This is a genomic window from Marinomonas maritima, from assembly GCF_024435075.2.
In the GTDB taxonomy this organism is placed as follows: Bacteria; Pseudomonadota; Gammaproteobacteria; order Pseudomonadales; family Marinomonadaceae; genus Marinomonas; species Marinomonas maritima.
In genome coordinates, this window is the sequence record NZ_JAMZEG020000002.1 from 438027 (window position 1) to 452748 (window position 14722).

Consider the following 14722-nt stretch of genomic DNA (forward strand, 5'->3'; position numbering starts at 1 on the left):
TAAGGTGGCTGGTGGACGTTAGTATTAGGCTTGCAAATCTGGTGCCAGTGCGTAAAAGTAAGCCTTTCCTGATGAGGTGCTTGCCTAAGGTTAACTGGGCTGTTGAACAAATTGATGACAAATTTGCTACGTTTATATTTCATTATTATTCTTTCTTTGTTCGCCTTCGCGGCGAACTCGGTTTTATGTCGATTGGCCCTTGCTGATGGCTTAATTGATCCTGCTAGTTTTACGATGTGGCGACTGCTTAGTGGTGCAGCCACGTTGGCGTTACTGTGTGTTTTTCAGTTTTTTAAAACAAAAAACACCCCGATCAAAATGATTTGGCTAGAAGGAAGTTGGCTGTCGGCGCTTTCACTGTTTATTTATGCGATGGGCTTTTCTTATGCCTATGTCACATTGGAAACAGGCATTGGCGCCTTGATTCTTTTTGGTGCTGTTCAGCTTACGCTGATCTTATTCGCTGTTTGGGCGGGTCAGAAACTGGTCGTTTTGGAATGGTTTGGACTGCTGGTGGCGTTTGCTGGTTTTGCGTATTTGGTGTTTCCTACTTTGTCATCGCCTTCTCTTGTTGGCTTTATTTTGATGACGTTAGCGGGTATCGCTTGGGGCTTATATACATGGCGTGGAAAAATCTCGTCTAAACCGCTGTTTGCAACTACCTCGAACTTTGTTCGAACCATCCCGATGCTATTGATTGCATTAGCCTTTATAGATACAGAAGGGCTTAAAAGTGCGAGTACAGAAGGGATTGTGTTGGCAGTGATCTCTGGTGCATTTATGTCTGGATTGGGTTACGCACTTTGGTACGCGGTGCTGCCTCACCTTAGCGCTTCATTGGCGGCTGTGTTACAGCTTTTGGTGCCTGTGATTGCGACTATTGGCGGCGTTATTTTTACGAATGAATCCGTCACTTTACACCTTATCATAGCGACGCTAAGCGTCCTAGGTGGCGTGTTACTCGTTATTCTTGCCAAAAAACGAACGCCTAAAAACGCCTAGTTTTGGTGCGTTTTTATCTCAATGCGCCATCATCGGCAGGCTTGTTGATTGAAATTTGGTCATGTCTTTAATGCTTTAATAGAATGAAAAAATAATGTGGGCTTGAATAATTAATGGAGATAAAACATTGATAACAATCAGACGTTACAAGGAAGATGACACAGAGGCGCTTTGGAATATTTTTTTTCACACAGTTCGTAATATCAATACTCGAGACTATTCCAAAGAACAAGTTGAAGCCTGGGCTCCAGATGTCTTTGATATGCCAATTTGGAAAAAACGTATGCAAGGGCTAGATCCTTTCGTCGCTGTCATGAGTGGTGTCATTGTTGGCTATGCAGATTTACAACCGAATGGATTAGTAGATCACTTCTTTTGTCACCATGAGTATCAGGGCCAAGGCGTCGGTAAGGCACTAATGAATCATGTGTTACGTGTTGGAGAGCAACGAAAAGTGAAACGATTTTATTCTGAGGTCAGTATTACAGCGCGCCCATTTTACGAGCGCTTTGGTTTTAGGGTAGTTCAAGAGCAGGAAATGGAAGTTCGGGGACAAATGCTGAGAAACTTTGTTATGGAAAAGTTTAGCGAACAAAGCGTTTAACTGAAAACTTAAAGGTTTTTGATTCTTTTAAAGCTATAGAATATAAAAAACGGACACCATTGAATGGTGTCCGTTTTTTTATTGCGAAATCTAACTACTTACGCTTCAGGAATGTATTCTGAAAGCGCAGCATAAGCCACGGTGAAGGCGCCTTCTTGGAATGCGCGTAAGCCTGTTGCTTTGAATGGAATTGGCATTGGGTTGTGTTGCAAGATGTCTTTGGTTTTTGCGCCGCTGAACAAATCTACCTGAACGGTATTAATCAATTGGATCGCCGCTTCAATTTTAAAGCCAACAGAACCGCCAGCAAATTTGCCTTTCGTTGGGCGTTCACGGATAGCCACTTTTTTGACTTTATAGTCTTCGAACAGTTTTTTAAGCAAAAATTGGAATTTGCGCACGTTTTCTGTGTCGTTGGAATTGCTCAGTGTGTGGCGTATTTGGCGACAGTCAGTGATTTGGAACAGTCCGTCTTCTTTCGATAGAAGGCACAGAATAACTTCACTGCCTTTGATTTCGATACCGCAAGTAATCATAAAAAGATCCTGAATAGGGTGGTTTCGCGCATTATCGCACAGTTAATGGCGATCTTGCAGAGTAAAAAATACTGCTTGTGTAAGTTGAAACGAGTCAGATCTAAGGCGAAAGTAATTGCTTGTGGTTTATTACACTCTTTTGATTTTGCTGACTCTTATTTTTAAGAGGGATATTGTACTATTTCAAAATATTATTTCGTTAAAACTAAAATCACAACATTTTCTACTGTTAAAATGTGAATATAACCTTTTTACGGTGAGAGTGTTTTTTTTCAACACTACTTATTAGGCTGCATAAAATGACTGCTTCATCGCCAATGGGCATTCCTCGTCCTCAGGTGAAATCACTAGACGAAATCCTCCCTCATGAACCTTTACTGATGATGGGGGCTGGTCCAGTGCCAATTCCAGAACGTGTTGCCAAAGCCAATTCGATTGTCATTAATCATTTGGGTAGTGTAATGGCGCAAGTGATCGATCAAGTTAAATCGATGGCGCGCTATGTTTTTCAAACAGAATCAAAATGGGTGTTGGGTGTAGCGGGACCGGCCTCGGCCGCGATGGAAATGGCGGTTGCTAACTTGTTGCAACCGGGTGAGCGCATTCTATGTATCAATAATGGCTTTTTTAGCCATCGCATGGCGGAAATGGCGATTCGTGTTGGCGCTGATGTGCATGAACTGCATGTGGACGTTCATGAAGCCGCTGACCCAGAGCGAGTTCGTAAAGCGATCGAAGAAACACGCCCTAAAGTGCTAACACTGGTTCAAGGTGAAACATCGAATACGGTGTTTAACCACACATTAGAAGACATTACTAAGATTGCTAAGTCTTATGGTTGCCTAGTGGTGGTAGATGCGGTGTGCACACTCAGTACCATGCCCTTGAAAATGGACGAATGGCAGGTAGATGTTGTGATTACTGGCGGGCAAAAAGGTTTGTCGTCCATTCCTGGAGTATCGCTTTTGGTGTTTTCAAATGAAGCATGGGCTGCAGTGAAAAATCGTACTCAGCCAACCGCACAATGGTGTTTCGATGCGCAATTGGCAGAAAATTTTTGGCACAAAGATGGCTACCATTATACCGCGCCAGTGTCTGGCATCATGGCATTGCATGAAGCACTCAAGCTGGTATGTGATGAGACGCTAGAAAACCGGTTTTCTCGTCATTTTCGTTGTTCAAAAGCGCTTCAATCCGGCATTGAAGGGATGGGGTTGGAATTGTTTATCCCCCCGGCTTCTCGTTTGAATTCCGTTGTGGGTATTAATATTCCAAATGGGCTAACGGCAGGGCAAATTTGTCGACATATTTCGGATGTGTATCGAGTCGAGATCGCAGGATCATTTGGTCAGCCGATTGTTCGTATTGGGCAAATGGGGGAGCAATGCCGCGAACACAACTTGTTCCGTACCTTGCATGCATTTGGTAGCACCATGCGCGATCTGGGTGTGAAAGTGGATCAACCAAATGGCATGGCGGAAATGGAATCTTACCTGCAGCGTGTTCCTCGTACGCTTTATCAAGTGGCCTAACGAAATGTTAGTGAGTTAGATTCTTCTAATGTTTAAAAAATGATTATACGCCCTTGGTTTTCTTTGAATCCAAGGGCGTTTTTTTATTTTTTAAATTTAGGCGCGGCATTAAACTCGCAAACAGCGCACCCGCGGTAATGAGTAGGCAAGCGATGATCTGACCAGTGGTGAGTTGCGTGTTAGTAAAGAGGCCAAGCCAAGCGGTAGAAAGCGCTGGCGCGGTATAAGACAATACGCCCAGCAGTGATAAGTTGCCTTTCTTGACGCCCATGTCCCAGCAGAAAAATGCCACGCCCACAGGGCCAAGACCCAGGCCTAAAATCGCCACCCATGTTGTCATTGGAAAAGACCAGTTAGGCTCTTCAAGCGATAAATGAGATACGCCTGCTAATAATGTGGTTATTAGGCAATACCAAAGTACGGCGCTAGAAGGAACGGTTTGAAAGCGTCGGTTTGCGACGGAATAACTTGACCAAATCAGTGCGCAGGAAAAGGCTGCAGCGTAGCCAGTCCAATGATAAGCGGCGTTGTCTATACTGATTGTCTGTGCTTTGGATTGCAGCATGATGCCAGTGCCTGCAAACGCGATAATCGCACCGATCAAATGTGTCCATGACAGTGTGTTACCTTTTGTCATCCCCACCATTAATACGATAAATAAGGGCCAAAGATAGGCGATTAAACCTGCTTCAACTGGTGGCGCATGCTGGAACGCATAAAAATAGAAAAAGTGATAAAAATAAAACCCTAGCCCACCCATGATCATGGCGCTCTTTGGTGTTTGCTGCCAAGACGTTTTCAATTCATTTTTTACAAAATACACCAGTAAAAACAGTAGGCTTGCCATCCCAAAGGTCAGGGTGAGTAACAGCAGTGGTGGGACTAGCTTGGCTTGCGTGGTGAAAAGAGCAAGGGCGCTCCAGAGTAAAATGGCGATGCTCCCAATAAAAGTGGCTTGCAGATTGTTTGTTGTCATCTTGTTGTTTCCTAAATCCTGTCCTAGTCTGATTAGGCAACAGGTTACCTTGTCAGTGTGTGAGAAACATTGTCAAAAATGCGTGACTTTGTTTGTCAGAAAGCAGTGGCTTTGTTTATCAGGATTCAGCGGGTTGATTGGTTAAGAATAAATTTTTTATCACAATTAAGTAAGAAAAGTTGATGGGTGACAGGGTAGTGACAGTTTTGAGGGGTAAGGTTTGGTTATTCAAGTTGACTGAAAACATTATTTTTAGAGCTTGATTGGCTAACAACAAAAAAAATAACAAGCAGGAGATAACTATGCTTAATACCATTTCTTTAAAGTCTGTTCTTATTTGTGGTGCCGCGGCACTTACTATCGCTGGACAGGCTTACGCCTATGAACCAGCTCGAAGTGCAGAATGTATTGCACCAGCTAACCCAGGTGGTGGATGGGACTTTACTTGCCGTAGCGTTGGTAAAGTATTAGTCGACGAAGGTTACTTTAAGGGTAATGTTCAGACGGTTAACATGTCTGGCGCTGGTGGTGGTGTTGCTTTTGCCCACACAATCAGTAAACGCGACACGGACGATAATTTAATCGTTGCCGCTAGTACAGCGACAACCACTCGCCTTGCTCAAGGCCAATTTCCAGGTATGAATTCAGACCAAGTTAAGTGGGTTGGTACATTGGGCGCTGACTACGGCATCATTGCGGTAGGCAAAAATTCAAAATATACCTCTCTTAATCAAATTCTTGATGCCCTTAAGAAAGACCCAGGTGCGGTTAAATTCGCCGGTGGTAGTGCTTCTGGTGGTTGGGATCACTTGAAAGTATTGATGACAGCGCAAAAAGCAAACGTTGAAGAACTGCCAAAAGTTCGTTACTTGGCGTTTAGCGGTGGCTCAGAAGCCTTGGTTCAAGTTGTTGGTGGTCACGTAGATGCGTTCACTGGCGATATTTCTGAAGTTAAAGGTTTCATGGAGTCTGGTGACTTACGTGTTTTAGCCGTTCTTTCTGAAGAGCGTTTACCAGCACCGTTTGATTCTATTCCAACAGCAATGGAGCAGGGTATTGATTCTGTTGCTCCAAACTGGCGTGGATTTTACGTACCTGGTAACGCGAGCGCAGAGTCTTACGATTGGTGGGTAGATACCATGAATGAGCTATACACAACGCAAGAATGGAAGGACATCATGACTAAAAACGGTTTGATGCCATTCCACAAATCTGGTGCTGATTTTACGCAATTTGTAAAAAATCAAACACTCGACATTAAAATATTATCTCAGGACATCGGTCTAATTAAATAACCTCAGACCGCTTTTGGGAGGGGTCATTTGTTCTGATACAGTGGCCCCTCCTGTTTTTACCTAACTTCATCCTTATGATTCACTGACACGGAGCAGAGACATGCGTATTAACGATCGTGTGTTTGGCATGCTGATGCTTATTCTTGCCGTAGTATACGGCTGGGAAGCAACAAAATTCCCCATTCCTTTTGGCGGGCACGAAAGTGTCGGACCTGAAACTTTTCCTATTATTTTAGCCATCATTTTAGGTATTAGTTCTATCTATTTGATTGTTCGCCCCGATCCAGATGAGAAATGGTCGCCGACTGCCATGTTGATTGAACTTGGTGTTGTGGTTCTTTCTATGCTTGCTTTTGCATGGGCCATTGAACCGATTGGTTTTATGCCTGCTGCAGCGCTTGTTGTGAGCTTTTTAAGTTGGCGTATGGGGGCAAGTATATCGAAGAGTCTTATCACTGGTGTGACGAGCTCGGTTATTATCTTTTTCCTATTCAATAATGTGCTTGAACTAGCACTGCCTCTAGGTCTATTGGAGTTTTAATATGGATACTATGAGCTTATTAATGCAGGGCTTTGCGGTCGCATTAACGCCAGAAAGTATTATGTTTGCGGTTATTGGTGCCATATTAGGTACCTTAATTGGTGCTTTGCCCGGTCTTGGTCCCGCGAATGGTGTGGCTATTTTGATTCCCTTGGCGTTTAGCTTAGGTTTATCGCCAACATCGTCTCTTATTCTATTAACGTCTGTTTATGCGGGTGCCATGTATGGTGGTCGTATATCCTCTATCTTGCTAAACATTCCAGGTGATGAACCTGCCATGATGACCTGTTTAGACGGTTATCCTATGGCACTTAAAGGGAAAGCGGCTGAAGCCTTAGCGATCTCTGCGATTGCGTCCTTTATTGGTAGCCTTATTGCGACGATTGGTCTGGTTATTCTGGCTCCGATTCTGGCAAAATTTGCGCTGAAATTTGGTCCATCTGAATACTTTGCTTTGTTCGCACTTGCCTTTGCGACCTTAGGTGGTATTACGGGCAAAAATCAGTTCAAAACCTTGATGGCCGCTGCCATTGGCCTGATGATTGCGACAATTGGTATCGACATTTCTACTGGCGTACAGCGCTTCACTTATAACACGCTTGAATTGTTCGAAGGTGTTGATTTCATTATTGCCATTGTCGGCTTGTTTGCGATCAGTGAATTGTTGTTCTTCCTAGAGCGTCACGCAGGAGACGGGCTAAAACAAGTCGCAATCAACAAACTAAAACTGACACCAAGAGACATCATTCGAGTATTGCCAGCGTCTATCCGTGGCGCCGTACTGGGGTTCGTTGCCGGTGTATTACCGGGGGCTGGTGCGTCTTTAGGTAGTTTCATTAGTTACACGTTAGAAAAAAAGGTATCAGATAAAAACGGCACATTTGGTAAGGGCGACCCTCGTGGTGTTGCTGCACCAGAAGCGGGAAATAACGGTGCGGCATCAGGTGCGCTGGTTCCAATGTTAACGCTGGGTGTACCGGGCAGTGGTACAACCGCCGTGCTATTGGCGATGTTGATCTCGTTGAATATTTCTCCGGGTCCAATGTTGTTCCAACAAAATGCAGATCTTGTTTGGGGTGTGATTGCAGCGATGTTCATTGGTAACCTTGTGTTGCTGCTATTGAACATTCCTATGGTTGGCATCTTTGTTAAATTGCTAAGTATTCCGCCAAAATACTTGATGCCAGTGGTGACCTTAATTGCGTCTGTGGGTATTTATTCTGTCAGCCACAGCGCATTAGATTTGTATTTCATGGTGGGTTTTGGTGTGCTGGGTTATATCTTCCGTAAAGTCGATATTCCATTGGTTCCTATTATTTTGGGCATGTTACTTGGGCCTGAAATGGAGAAGAGTCTTCGTCATGCATTAGTGCTTTCTGATGGTGATTGGAGTGTGCTGCTTAACAGTGGATTGAGCATGGGCCTTTGGACCGTTGCGTTTCTTGGTTTGATACTCCCTGTCATTGTTGGACCGATTGTTCGCGCTAAAATGAAGAGATCAAAAGAAGCTGTTAAAGACGTGTAAGCCCTGCAATACTAAAGGCATAGTGATAACAAAATTCGAGCAACGAGAGTCGCTCGAATTTTGTTGTTTTTATGCTGAAAAATAAAAAAACATAATGGCTAAATATGTATGCGAATTCTGGTGGTAGAAGATACTCAGGTCTTAGGGCAAGCGATCTGTGAGCGATTAACAAGCCTAGGACATGGCGTAGATTTGATCGGAGATGGTAAGCGTGCAGATGAGCTTCTTAAGTATCAAGCTGTGGATTTGATACTTCTAGACCTTAATCTGCCCGGCTTATCAGGATTGCAATTGTTGCAAAAACTGCGACAGCGTGATGATGATACTCCCGTTCTGATTTTAACCGCGCGCGATCAAATAGAAGATCGAATTCGGTTGTTAGATGAAGGCGCTGATGATTATCTAACTAAGCCATTTGATTTTGGTGAGTTGGAAGCACGCTGTAGAGCCTTATTGCGTCGCAAACAAGGCTATGCCACGAATATTACTGAACACGGAAATATCACGGTGAATCGTGACAGCCGACAGGTATTTATTGATGGCGAACTGACGGCTATTACCAATCGAGAATTTCGTTTGCTGGAAATATTTCTCGGCCATCTAGGTCGAGTGTTGAGCAAAGATGAAATCACTGATCACTTATTTAATTTTAATGAAACACCGGGCCCTAATGCGATTGAACTGTATGTTGGCCGTTTACGAAAAAAAATGGTTAAGGGTGATTTAGCGATTAACACCCTAAGAGGAATTGGTTATGTGGCAGAAATCACTAAATCATCGAAACCTCAGTGAAGAGGAAGAAAGAAACGCCTTAAGAAAAGCGCCGTCACTGCGCTTTCGTTTTATTGTCGGTGGGGTGTTGGTTATTGGCATTATTGCCAGTTTGGCCATCAATTTGATTTTTGATTACAGCCAAAAGCTGGCCGATTTATCCTATGATCGCTTATTGCGCAGTGCTTTGCTGCAAATGGACGAAAATGTCGGCTTAATACGTAACGAAGTGAGTATCGATATCCCGTGGTCGGCGTTTGCTACCTTGGCGCAAGCAGAAGAAGACCGAGTTTTTTATAAGGTCGAAAGTTTAGAGCAGGGGTTTATTACTGGCTATCAAGACCTTAATAGCATGCCGCCTAAACCACCGGTGTTAGATCAAATACAATTCTATAATCAAGAGTATTCTGGTGAATTGGTACGTTTTGCTTGGGTTGAACGCTATCTTACGGATCCAGAAACAGCACAAACCGTGCGTATTGTGTTGGGTCAAACGCGTTTATCAAGAGAAGAAATGGCGTCCGCTGTAACGCAAAAAGCCGTTGAAGTGGTTGTGTTTATTGCCTTGGTTGCGATCACCTTGATCATCATTGGTAGCCATCTTGTACTACGACCTTTGCATCGAATCGAGCGGGCGTTAGAAGAACGAGTCATGGGGGATTTAACGCCGATAGACATTAATACGCCGAAAGAAACGCATCACCTTAAAGTTGCCATTAACCACTTCATGGCACGACTTCAAACTAACTTAGAGCAACTCGAAAACTATACGGCGGACGCGGCTCATCAATTACGTACGCCATTAGCAAGCTTGAAAGCACTGGCAGAAAATGCACGAGACAACACATCAGTCCATAATACTTCCCCTGAACAGCAATATCAGACGCTAGAAAACATCGTTAAACAATGTGATACCTTGAGTCAAACGGTGACCTTGTTGCTTAATCAAGCGGTGGTCTCTCATCGCTTGCAAACACACCGATTGGAGCCTATTGATCTATTGGAGCCGATTAAAGCGTCGTGTCGAGAGCAGGCGGTGACGGCCTTGCATCAAGGTGTGCATCTTTCTTTAGATTGTGAATTGCAAAAAACCTTGATATTGGGCGACAGCTTTTCGATTCAGCAAATGATGCAAAATTTAATCGAAAATGCCGTGCGCTATAGTGGGCTAGGTGTTGAACACGCCACCGAAGTGATAGTCCAAGTGAATGAGTTCGAACGCTTTTATCGTATAAAAGTGATCGACTACGGCGGCGGTATTCCAGACATAGAAAAAGAGCGGGTATTTGAGCGTTTTTATCGAGGGCGCTATGACATTGCTGGCAGCGGTGTTGGCTTGGCAATGGTAAAAGACATTGTTGATCATCACTCTGCCAGAATCCAAATACTGGATACAGAGCCAAAAGGCACCACGTTTCAGGTGGACTTTGCTAAATTTACGTTAAATAAGGGCACAACATGAAGCGGTTTTTTTTCTGCATGAGCCTAATGCTAAGTGTCAGTGGCGCTAAATTATGGGCCGAGGAACCGGTATGGTTTGGTAAAGAGGATGCGTTGCGTGTTTTATATATTAATTCCGCGATGGATTTGGCATCCTTTGAGCCGATTTTAACCGACTTTGTTGCTCTCCATCCTGATATTCGAGTGGCCTATCGAGACGTAAATACATTGGAATTGTATTACCAAACGATCAAGGAGCAAAAAAAACCACAAGCCAGTTTAGTTGTTAGCAGTGCCATGGATTTGCATCTTAAATTAGTCAACGATGGTTATGCACAAACCTACCAATCTAGTTTTACCGATCGCTTGCCTGAAAATTTTAAATGGCGAAACCAGTTGTTTGCATTTTCGCTGGAACCCATTGTCATGTTGGTCAATAAAAAAGCCTTTCCGGGCAATTTGCCAGAAGATCGGCAGTCATTATTGCAAACGATTCGACAGAATGAAAAAGCCGTAACTAAGCGCATTGGTACCTACGATATCCGAAAAAGTGGCGTGGGCTACTTACTCGCAAGCCAAGATGCGCGCCAAGCTGATGTGACATGGGGGCGGTTATTGGAGGCTTTTGGCAGTCACGATATACAAACCTATTGCTGCACTCATGAGATTATCGACGATGTTGCGTCAGGTAAATTGGTATTGGGTTATAACCTGCTCGGTTCTTACGCATCACAAAGGGCGCGAGATGACGATAGACTAAAAATGATTCTGCCAAAGGATTATACCCTGATGCTGATGCGTGTGGCTTTGATTCCTAAAAGTGCGCCAAATTCAGAAGATGCCGGTATTTTTTTAGATTATTTATTATCCGACAAAGCGCAAGGAATGATGCAAACGCAAGGCTTGTTGTTTCCAATTCGTCCCGATTTAAATAACCCTAATGATCCTTATGTCGTTAATGCACCAGGACCAACAGGTGTGATTGAATTGGATCAGCAGCTATTGGTTGGGCGCGATTATGCCAAGCAAAAACGCTTCATTCGTAACTGGGAAATGGCGCTAGAAATCAGCGAGGATGATTAGCTCTGTAGCGTCCAGGCGAGATTTGATACTGTTTAGTGAATAAGCGTACGAGGGTGCTGGCGTTGCTTATTCCTACTTTGTGAGCAATATCGTCCAAGCTTTTGTTTGTCGACGATAACCATATTTTTACCTCGCTTAGGCGACGTTGTAATACGTATTGCTTTGGGGTCATACCTAAATGACGCTTAAACAAAACGGCCAATTGGCTTGGGCTTAAATGAACCTCCGACGCCAACTTTGCTAAGTGCCATGATTCTTCAAAGTGGTGGTCGAGCAACTGTTTTGCTTTTGCTAAACGAACGTCGGCTTTGATGATTCTCTCTTGAGGAATTGGCAATAAATGTTCGAGTAAGTTAAGCGCTTGATGTGTTTTTAAACGGTTACTTGTGTCGCTTACCAAGCTTGATAAAAAAGGCAAATAGGCCTGAGCTTGCGGTGTTAAGTCGATAAAACTGAATTCGCTTTCAATCTTGCTGTCCCAAATAGGCAGGGCGTTAAGCACCAAGCAGCGATTATCTTCTTGCGCTAAATGGGTATGTGTTTGGCTGGTGGAAATAAAACAGGCTTGGCCAAATTGTACGGTTTGTTGTTTATTCTCAACGTCTAAAATCAGACGCCCAGAAAGTGGCAATACAATTTGAGTATGATTATGCAAATGCGCGTTAGCGGTGTTTTGATAGGAAATCACTTCGATTGAGTCGCGCACGGCCATTGTTCCTTGTCATATATTTATCGATTAATAGATAATCGTGTTACAGAAAGTATCATGATTTTATAACTACTTTGCTGTCATTATGACTTAAAAGAAATTGAATGAAATCAAAAGGAAATATGATGCGTTATTTGATCGCTCTAATGTGTTTTTTTACCTTTCAAAATGTCTATGCTGACATGACATTAACCATCATGGATCAAGATAATAAACCGGTCTCTGATGCGGTCATACTGTTATCTAAAGAATCCGTGAGCACTCCTGATGCCGTCGCGATAATGGATCAAATTGATGAATCCTTTGTACCGCGTGTTTTGGTTATTCAAAAAGGCCAATATGTTAACTTCCCTAACAGTGATGACATTCGACATCACGTCTACAGTTTTTCTAAACCGAAAGCCTTCGAGATTAAACTCTACAAGGGGTCAGAGATTCCGCCGATAGCATTCGATAAACCGGGGCTGGTAGTGTTGGGCTGTAACATACACGACGATATGATTGGTTATATTATCGTCGCTGACAATAGTTATGTGATAAAAACCGATAAAGACGGCAAAGCCAGCTTACCTGTTAAACAAGGTGACACAGTCACGCTATGGAGTGAAAGGTTTATCGAGGGTGTTAATACCACAAAACAAATCAACATCACGAATGACACAGAGCAAAGTCTCTCTCTAGAGTTTTTGCCGCCCATTGAAATAATGGGTCACTCAATGGGGTACGGTTTTGGAAAAAAACAATGGTAAATCCGGTGGGCGTCATTGTATAAAAGAGTCATTAAAAAGAACGCTAAAACGTAATATGAAAGAAACGCTATAAAAGTAGGAACGTGATGAATAAAGTAATAATCAAAGTACTAGGCGTCAGCGGTGGACTGATGTGCGCACTTCCTGTTCTGGCCTCTGATGGCAAGCTTCTTGCCACAGCGGGGCTTTCACAACTAGAAGGCAGCGGTGGTGGTGGACTTGTTCCTTGGGCCACATTGGCGGGGTACGATAGCCAAGACGACATTGCAGCGTCGGCTTTTATGACCGATGTAAACGTCACCGATTATCGACTCACGTCAATCGGCGCGGCCGCCAGTTTTTACGATCGAGTCGAGCTTAGTTACGCTCAGCAAACGTTTAACTTACCCGCATCTTTGATTACTGGATTAAGTCTTAAGTCAGGTGAAATCAAACAAGATATTCTCGGTGTAAAAGTGCGGTTATACGGTGATGCCGTATATTCCACTTACCCTCAAGTCAGCGTTGGTTTACAACACAAACAGTTAGACAGCGACTTTATTGCTTCTTACCTTGGTGCAAAAGACGACAGTGGTACGGATTTCTATGTTGCTGCGACCAAAGTGCATTTAGCCGCTGTGGCTGGTTATAACCTCGTGTGGAACCTTACCGCTCGCGCTACCAAGGCCAATGAAATGGGCTTGTTGGGTTATGGTGGTCCAGATAACAATGACTATCAAGTCATGTTAGAAGGCAGCGTAGGGATGTTGCTATCGCCTAAATGGGTGGTTGGCATGGAGTATCGTCAAAAACCGAACAATCTATCAAGTGTGGAAGAAGACGATTGGACCGATGTTTTTGTCAGCTACCTTCCCAATAAGAACTTCAATATCACCGCGGCTTATGCTGACTTGGGCACAGTTGCTACGAAGAAAGACCAAAAAGGCATCTATTTATCAATGACGGGGTACTTATGGTAACGCTCATAAAAACATCACTTTTGGCTTTATGTTTATTCTTAGTGGCTTGTGCAACGCCATCTAAAGCGCCAGAAAGCCTGTACGAAGAAATCGGCGGACAAGCAACGGTAGAAGCCATTACCAATAACTTCATCAATGAAGTTAGCTTCAACGAAACCATTTATCGTTACTTTGAAAAAACCAATATCAAGCGCTTTCGCGAAAAATTCATCGAGCACTTTTGCGTCAGCACCGGCGGCCCTTGCACTTACACCGGCGATACCATGCTGAAAGTTCATCAAGGCCAAAAGATCAACGAAACCGACTTTAACACCACCGTCGATTTATTGGTCAGCGCCATGGCAAAAGCCGGCTTAACCTACCCGCAACAAAATCGAGTACTGAAAGTACTCGCCCCAATGCGCAGCGATATGATCTACAAATAATGCTTTATTGAGCGCGATATTTACTCATATAAAAACGACCTACGGGTCGTTTTTATATGAGTAAAACATTACTTCCTACGTTAAAACCGGACTTTTGCGCAAGAGTGGCTCGATATCACTTTCCTCAAAGAATCCTCTTGTGGTCTACTTGAGATTAACTTCTTAATAAAAGACACATTCTTGAAATTTACACTGGCGTTGAATGTTCGTTACCTTGCTTGGTTATTCGTGGCCATTATTTTGGGAATGACGATTGCTTACTTGTATACTGGCTGGCCTGTTATAGCTTTGTATTTTGGTGTGCCATCCGGCATTTTGAGTGCTTTAGGATTCTTTTTAGTTGATAAGTTTTTTCTGAAATACACGCAAAACTCTTTTCAACGGTTTTTGTTAAGAGTGCTTTGTATGCTTATTATCTCGGTAGCTGTCTTTGTGACGTTCGTGCTTTTCAAGTGATAGGTGTTAAAAATCGTGACTGTAAACAGACGTACTTGTTAGAACCAAAAGAACAATCCCATTCTCCGCCTTCCCCTTGAAGTAAGGGGAAGGGACTTGATACTCAGGGTCAAAGCCCT

Annotated in this window: 16 protein-coding genes; 13 read left to right on the forward strand and 3 right to left on the reverse strand. The window is 43.5% G+C overall.

What is annotated here, in order from left to right:
* Nucleotides 1-114 precede the first annotated feature (114 nt).
* Both M3I01_RS08090 and M3I01_RS08095 read left to right on the forward strand, forming a co-directional pair.
* Nucleotides 115-1002: a DMT family transporter gene (locus M3I01_RS08090; RefSeq protein WP_255895289.1), complete on the forward strand. Its 888-nt coding sequence runs from the start codon at nt 115-117 to the stop codon at nt 1000-1002.
* 127 nt (nt 1003-1129) lie between these two features.
* Nucleotides 1130-1606: a GNAT family N-acetyltransferase gene (locus M3I01_RS08095; protein WP_255895290.1), complete on the forward strand. Its 477-nt coding sequence runs from the start codon at nt 1130-1132 to the stop codon at nt 1604-1606.
* Between the two features lie 98 nt (nt 1607-1704).
* On the opposite strand, the gene M3I01_RS08100 is transcribed toward M3I01_RS08095, so the two are convergent.
* The gene (locus M3I01_RS08100; protein WP_255895291.1) at nt 1705-2142 is read right to left on the reverse strand and encodes a DUF3010 family protein; all 438 of its coding nucleotides are present in this window, start codon (nt 2140-2142) and stop codon (nt 1705-1707) included.
* Between the two features lie 299 nt (nt 2143-2441).
* Between M3I01_RS08100 and M3I01_RS08105 the strand changes: the two genes are divergently transcribed.
* On the forward strand, nt 2442-3674 hold the full coding sequence (locus M3I01_RS08105; RefSeq protein ID WP_275565016.1) for a pyridoxal-phosphate-dependent aminotransferase family protein: 1233 nt from the start codon (nt 2442-2444) through the stop codon (nt 3672-3674).
* Between the two features lie 43 nt (nt 3675-3717).
* Here the strand turns inward: M3I01_RS08105 and yddG are convergent, their stop codons facing one another.
* Entirely contained in the window at nt 3718-4650 is a 933-nt protein-coding gene (yddG, locus tag M3I01_RS08110) for an aromatic amino acid exporter YddG (RefSeq protein WP_255895293.1), read from the reverse strand.
* A gap of 302 nt (nt 4651-4952) precedes the next feature.
* Here yddG and M3I01_RS08115 point away from each other — a divergent pair, with 302 nt between their 5' ends.
* From M3I01_RS08115 to M3I01_RS08140, 6 genes are all read left to right on the forward strand, one after another.
* Nucleotides 4953-5945 (forward strand): Bug family tripartite tricarboxylate transporter substrate binding protein, encoded by a 993-nt coding sequence (locus M3I01_RS08115; RefSeq protein WP_275565017.1) that lies wholly within the window; start codon nt 4953-4955, stop codon nt 5943-5945.
* A gap of 100 nt (nt 5946-6045) precedes the next feature.
* A complete protein-coding gene (locus M3I01_RS08120; RefSeq protein ID WP_112138113.1) occupies nt 6046-6486 on the forward strand; it encodes a tripartite tricarboxylate transporter TctB family protein in 441 nt (146 codons plus the stop codon).
* 1 nt (nt 6487) lies between these two features.
* Nucleotides 6488-8011 carry a tripartite tricarboxylate transporter permease gene (locus M3I01_RS08125; protein ID WP_255895294.1) on the forward strand — a complete coding sequence of 508 codons (1524 nt, stop codon included), beginning with the start codon at nt 6488-6490 and terminating at the stop codon, nt 8009-8011.
* Between the two features lie 108 nt (nt 8012-8119).
* Nucleotides 8120-8803 carry a response regulator transcription factor gene (locus tag M3I01_RS08130; RefSeq protein WP_255895295.1) on the forward strand — a complete coding sequence of 228 codons (684 nt, stop codon included), beginning with the start codon at nt 8120-8122 and terminating at the stop codon, nt 8801-8803.
* On the forward strand, nt 8766-10244 hold the full coding sequence (locus tag M3I01_RS08135; protein ID WP_255895296.1) for a sensor histidine kinase: 1479 nt from the start codon (nt 8766-8768) through the stop codon (nt 10242-10244). The genes M3I01_RS08130 and M3I01_RS08135 overlap by 38 nt, the downstream gene beginning before the upstream one ends.
* Nucleotides 10241-11305, forward strand: a complete 1065-nt coding sequence (locus M3I01_RS08140; protein WP_255895297.1) for an ABC transporter substrate-binding protein — start codon at nt 10241-10243, stop codon at nt 11303-11305. Before M3I01_RS08135 ends, M3I01_RS08140 begins: the two co-directional genes overlap by 4 nt.
* Here M3I01_RS08140 and M3I01_RS08145 read toward each other — a convergent pair.
* Nucleotides 11289-12011: a helix-turn-helix transcriptional regulator gene (locus M3I01_RS08145; RefSeq protein WP_255895298.1), complete on the reverse strand. Its 723-nt coding sequence runs from the start codon at nt 12009-12011 to the stop codon at nt 11289-11291. The two genes, M3I01_RS08140 and M3I01_RS08145, sit on opposite strands and share 17 nt — an antisense overlap.
* A gap of 107 nt (nt 12012-12118) precedes the next feature.
* Here M3I01_RS08145 and M3I01_RS08150 point away from each other — a divergent pair, with 107 nt between their 5' ends.
* The 4 genes from M3I01_RS08150 (at nt 12119) to M3I01_RS08165 (ending at nt 14603) form a co-directional block, all read left to right on the forward strand.
* Entirely contained in the window at nt 12119-12763 is a 645-nt protein-coding gene (locus M3I01_RS08150; protein ID WP_255895299.1) for a methylamine utilization protein, read from the forward strand.
* Nucleotides 12764-12849: 86 nt separating this feature from the next.
* On the forward strand, nt 12850-13722 hold the full coding sequence (locus M3I01_RS08155) for a DUF3034 family protein (protein WP_255895300.1): 873 nt from the start codon (nt 12850-12852) through the stop codon (nt 13720-13722).
* Nucleotides 13716-14147, forward strand: a complete 432-nt coding sequence (locus M3I01_RS08160; protein ID WP_255895301.1) for a group I truncated hemoglobin — start codon at nt 13716-13718, stop codon at nt 14145-14147. Before M3I01_RS08155 ends, M3I01_RS08160 begins: the two co-directional genes overlap by 7 nt.
* A gap of 180 nt (nt 14148-14327) precedes the next feature.
* On the forward strand, nt 14328-14603 hold the full coding sequence (locus M3I01_RS08165) for a hypothetical protein (protein WP_255895302.1): 276 nt from the start codon (nt 14328-14330) through the stop codon (nt 14601-14603).
* The last annotated feature ends 119 nt before the right edge of the window (nt 14604-14722 follow it).

What these genes read in the sequence shown, in the direction of transcription:
- M3I01_RS08090 (WP_255895289.1), top strand. Translation starts at nt 115, where the DNA reads ATGACAAATTTGCTACGTTTATATTTCATTATTATTCTTTCTTTGTTC.
- M3I01_RS08100 (WP_255895291.1), bottom strand. Translation starts at nt 2,142, where the DNA reads ATGATTACTTGCGGTATCGAAATCAAAGGCAGTGAAGTTATTCTGTGC.
- M3I01_RS08105 (WP_275565016.1), top strand. Translation starts at nt 2,442, where the DNA reads ATGACTGCTTCATCGCCAATGGGCATTCCTCGTCCTCAGGTGAAATCA.
- yddG (WP_255895293.1), bottom strand. Translation starts at nt 4,650, where the DNA reads ATGACAACAAACAATCTGCAAGCCACTTTTATTGGGAGCATCGCCATT.
- M3I01_RS08115 (WP_275565017.1), top strand. Translation starts at nt 4,953, where the DNA reads ATGCTTAATACCATTTCTTTAAAGTCTGTTCTTATTTGTGGTGCCGCG.
- M3I01_RS08120 (WP_112138113.1), top strand. Translation starts at nt 6,046, where the DNA reads ATGCGTATTAACGATCGTGTGTTTGGCATGCTGATGCTTATTCTTGCC.
- M3I01_RS08125 (WP_255895294.1), top strand. Translation starts at nt 6,488, where the DNA reads ATGGATACTATGAGCTTATTAATGCAGGGCTTTGCGGTCGCATTAACG.
- M3I01_RS08130 (WP_255895295.1), top strand. Translation starts at nt 8,120, where the DNA reads ATGCGAATTCTGGTGGTAGAAGATACTCAGGTCTTAGGGCAAGCGATC.
- M3I01_RS08135 (WP_255895296.1), top strand. Translation starts at nt 8,766, where the DNA reads ATGTGGCAGAAATCACTAAATCATCGAAACCTCAGTGAAGAGGAAGAA.
- M3I01_RS08140 (WP_255895297.1), top strand. Translation starts at nt 10,241, where the DNA reads ATGAAGCGGTTTTTTTTCTGCATGAGCCTAATGCTAAGTGTCAGTGGC.
- M3I01_RS08150 (WP_255895299.1), top strand. Translation starts at nt 12,119, where the DNA reads ATGAAATCAAAAGGAAATATGATGCGTTATTTGATCGCTCTAATGTGT.
- M3I01_RS08155 (WP_255895300.1), top strand. Translation starts at nt 12,850, where the DNA reads ATGAATAAAGTAATAATCAAAGTACTAGGCGTCAGCGGTGGACTGATG.
- M3I01_RS08160 (WP_255895301.1), top strand. Translation starts at nt 13,716, where the DNA reads ATGGTAACGCTCATAAAAACATCACTTTTGGCTTTATGTTTATTCTTA.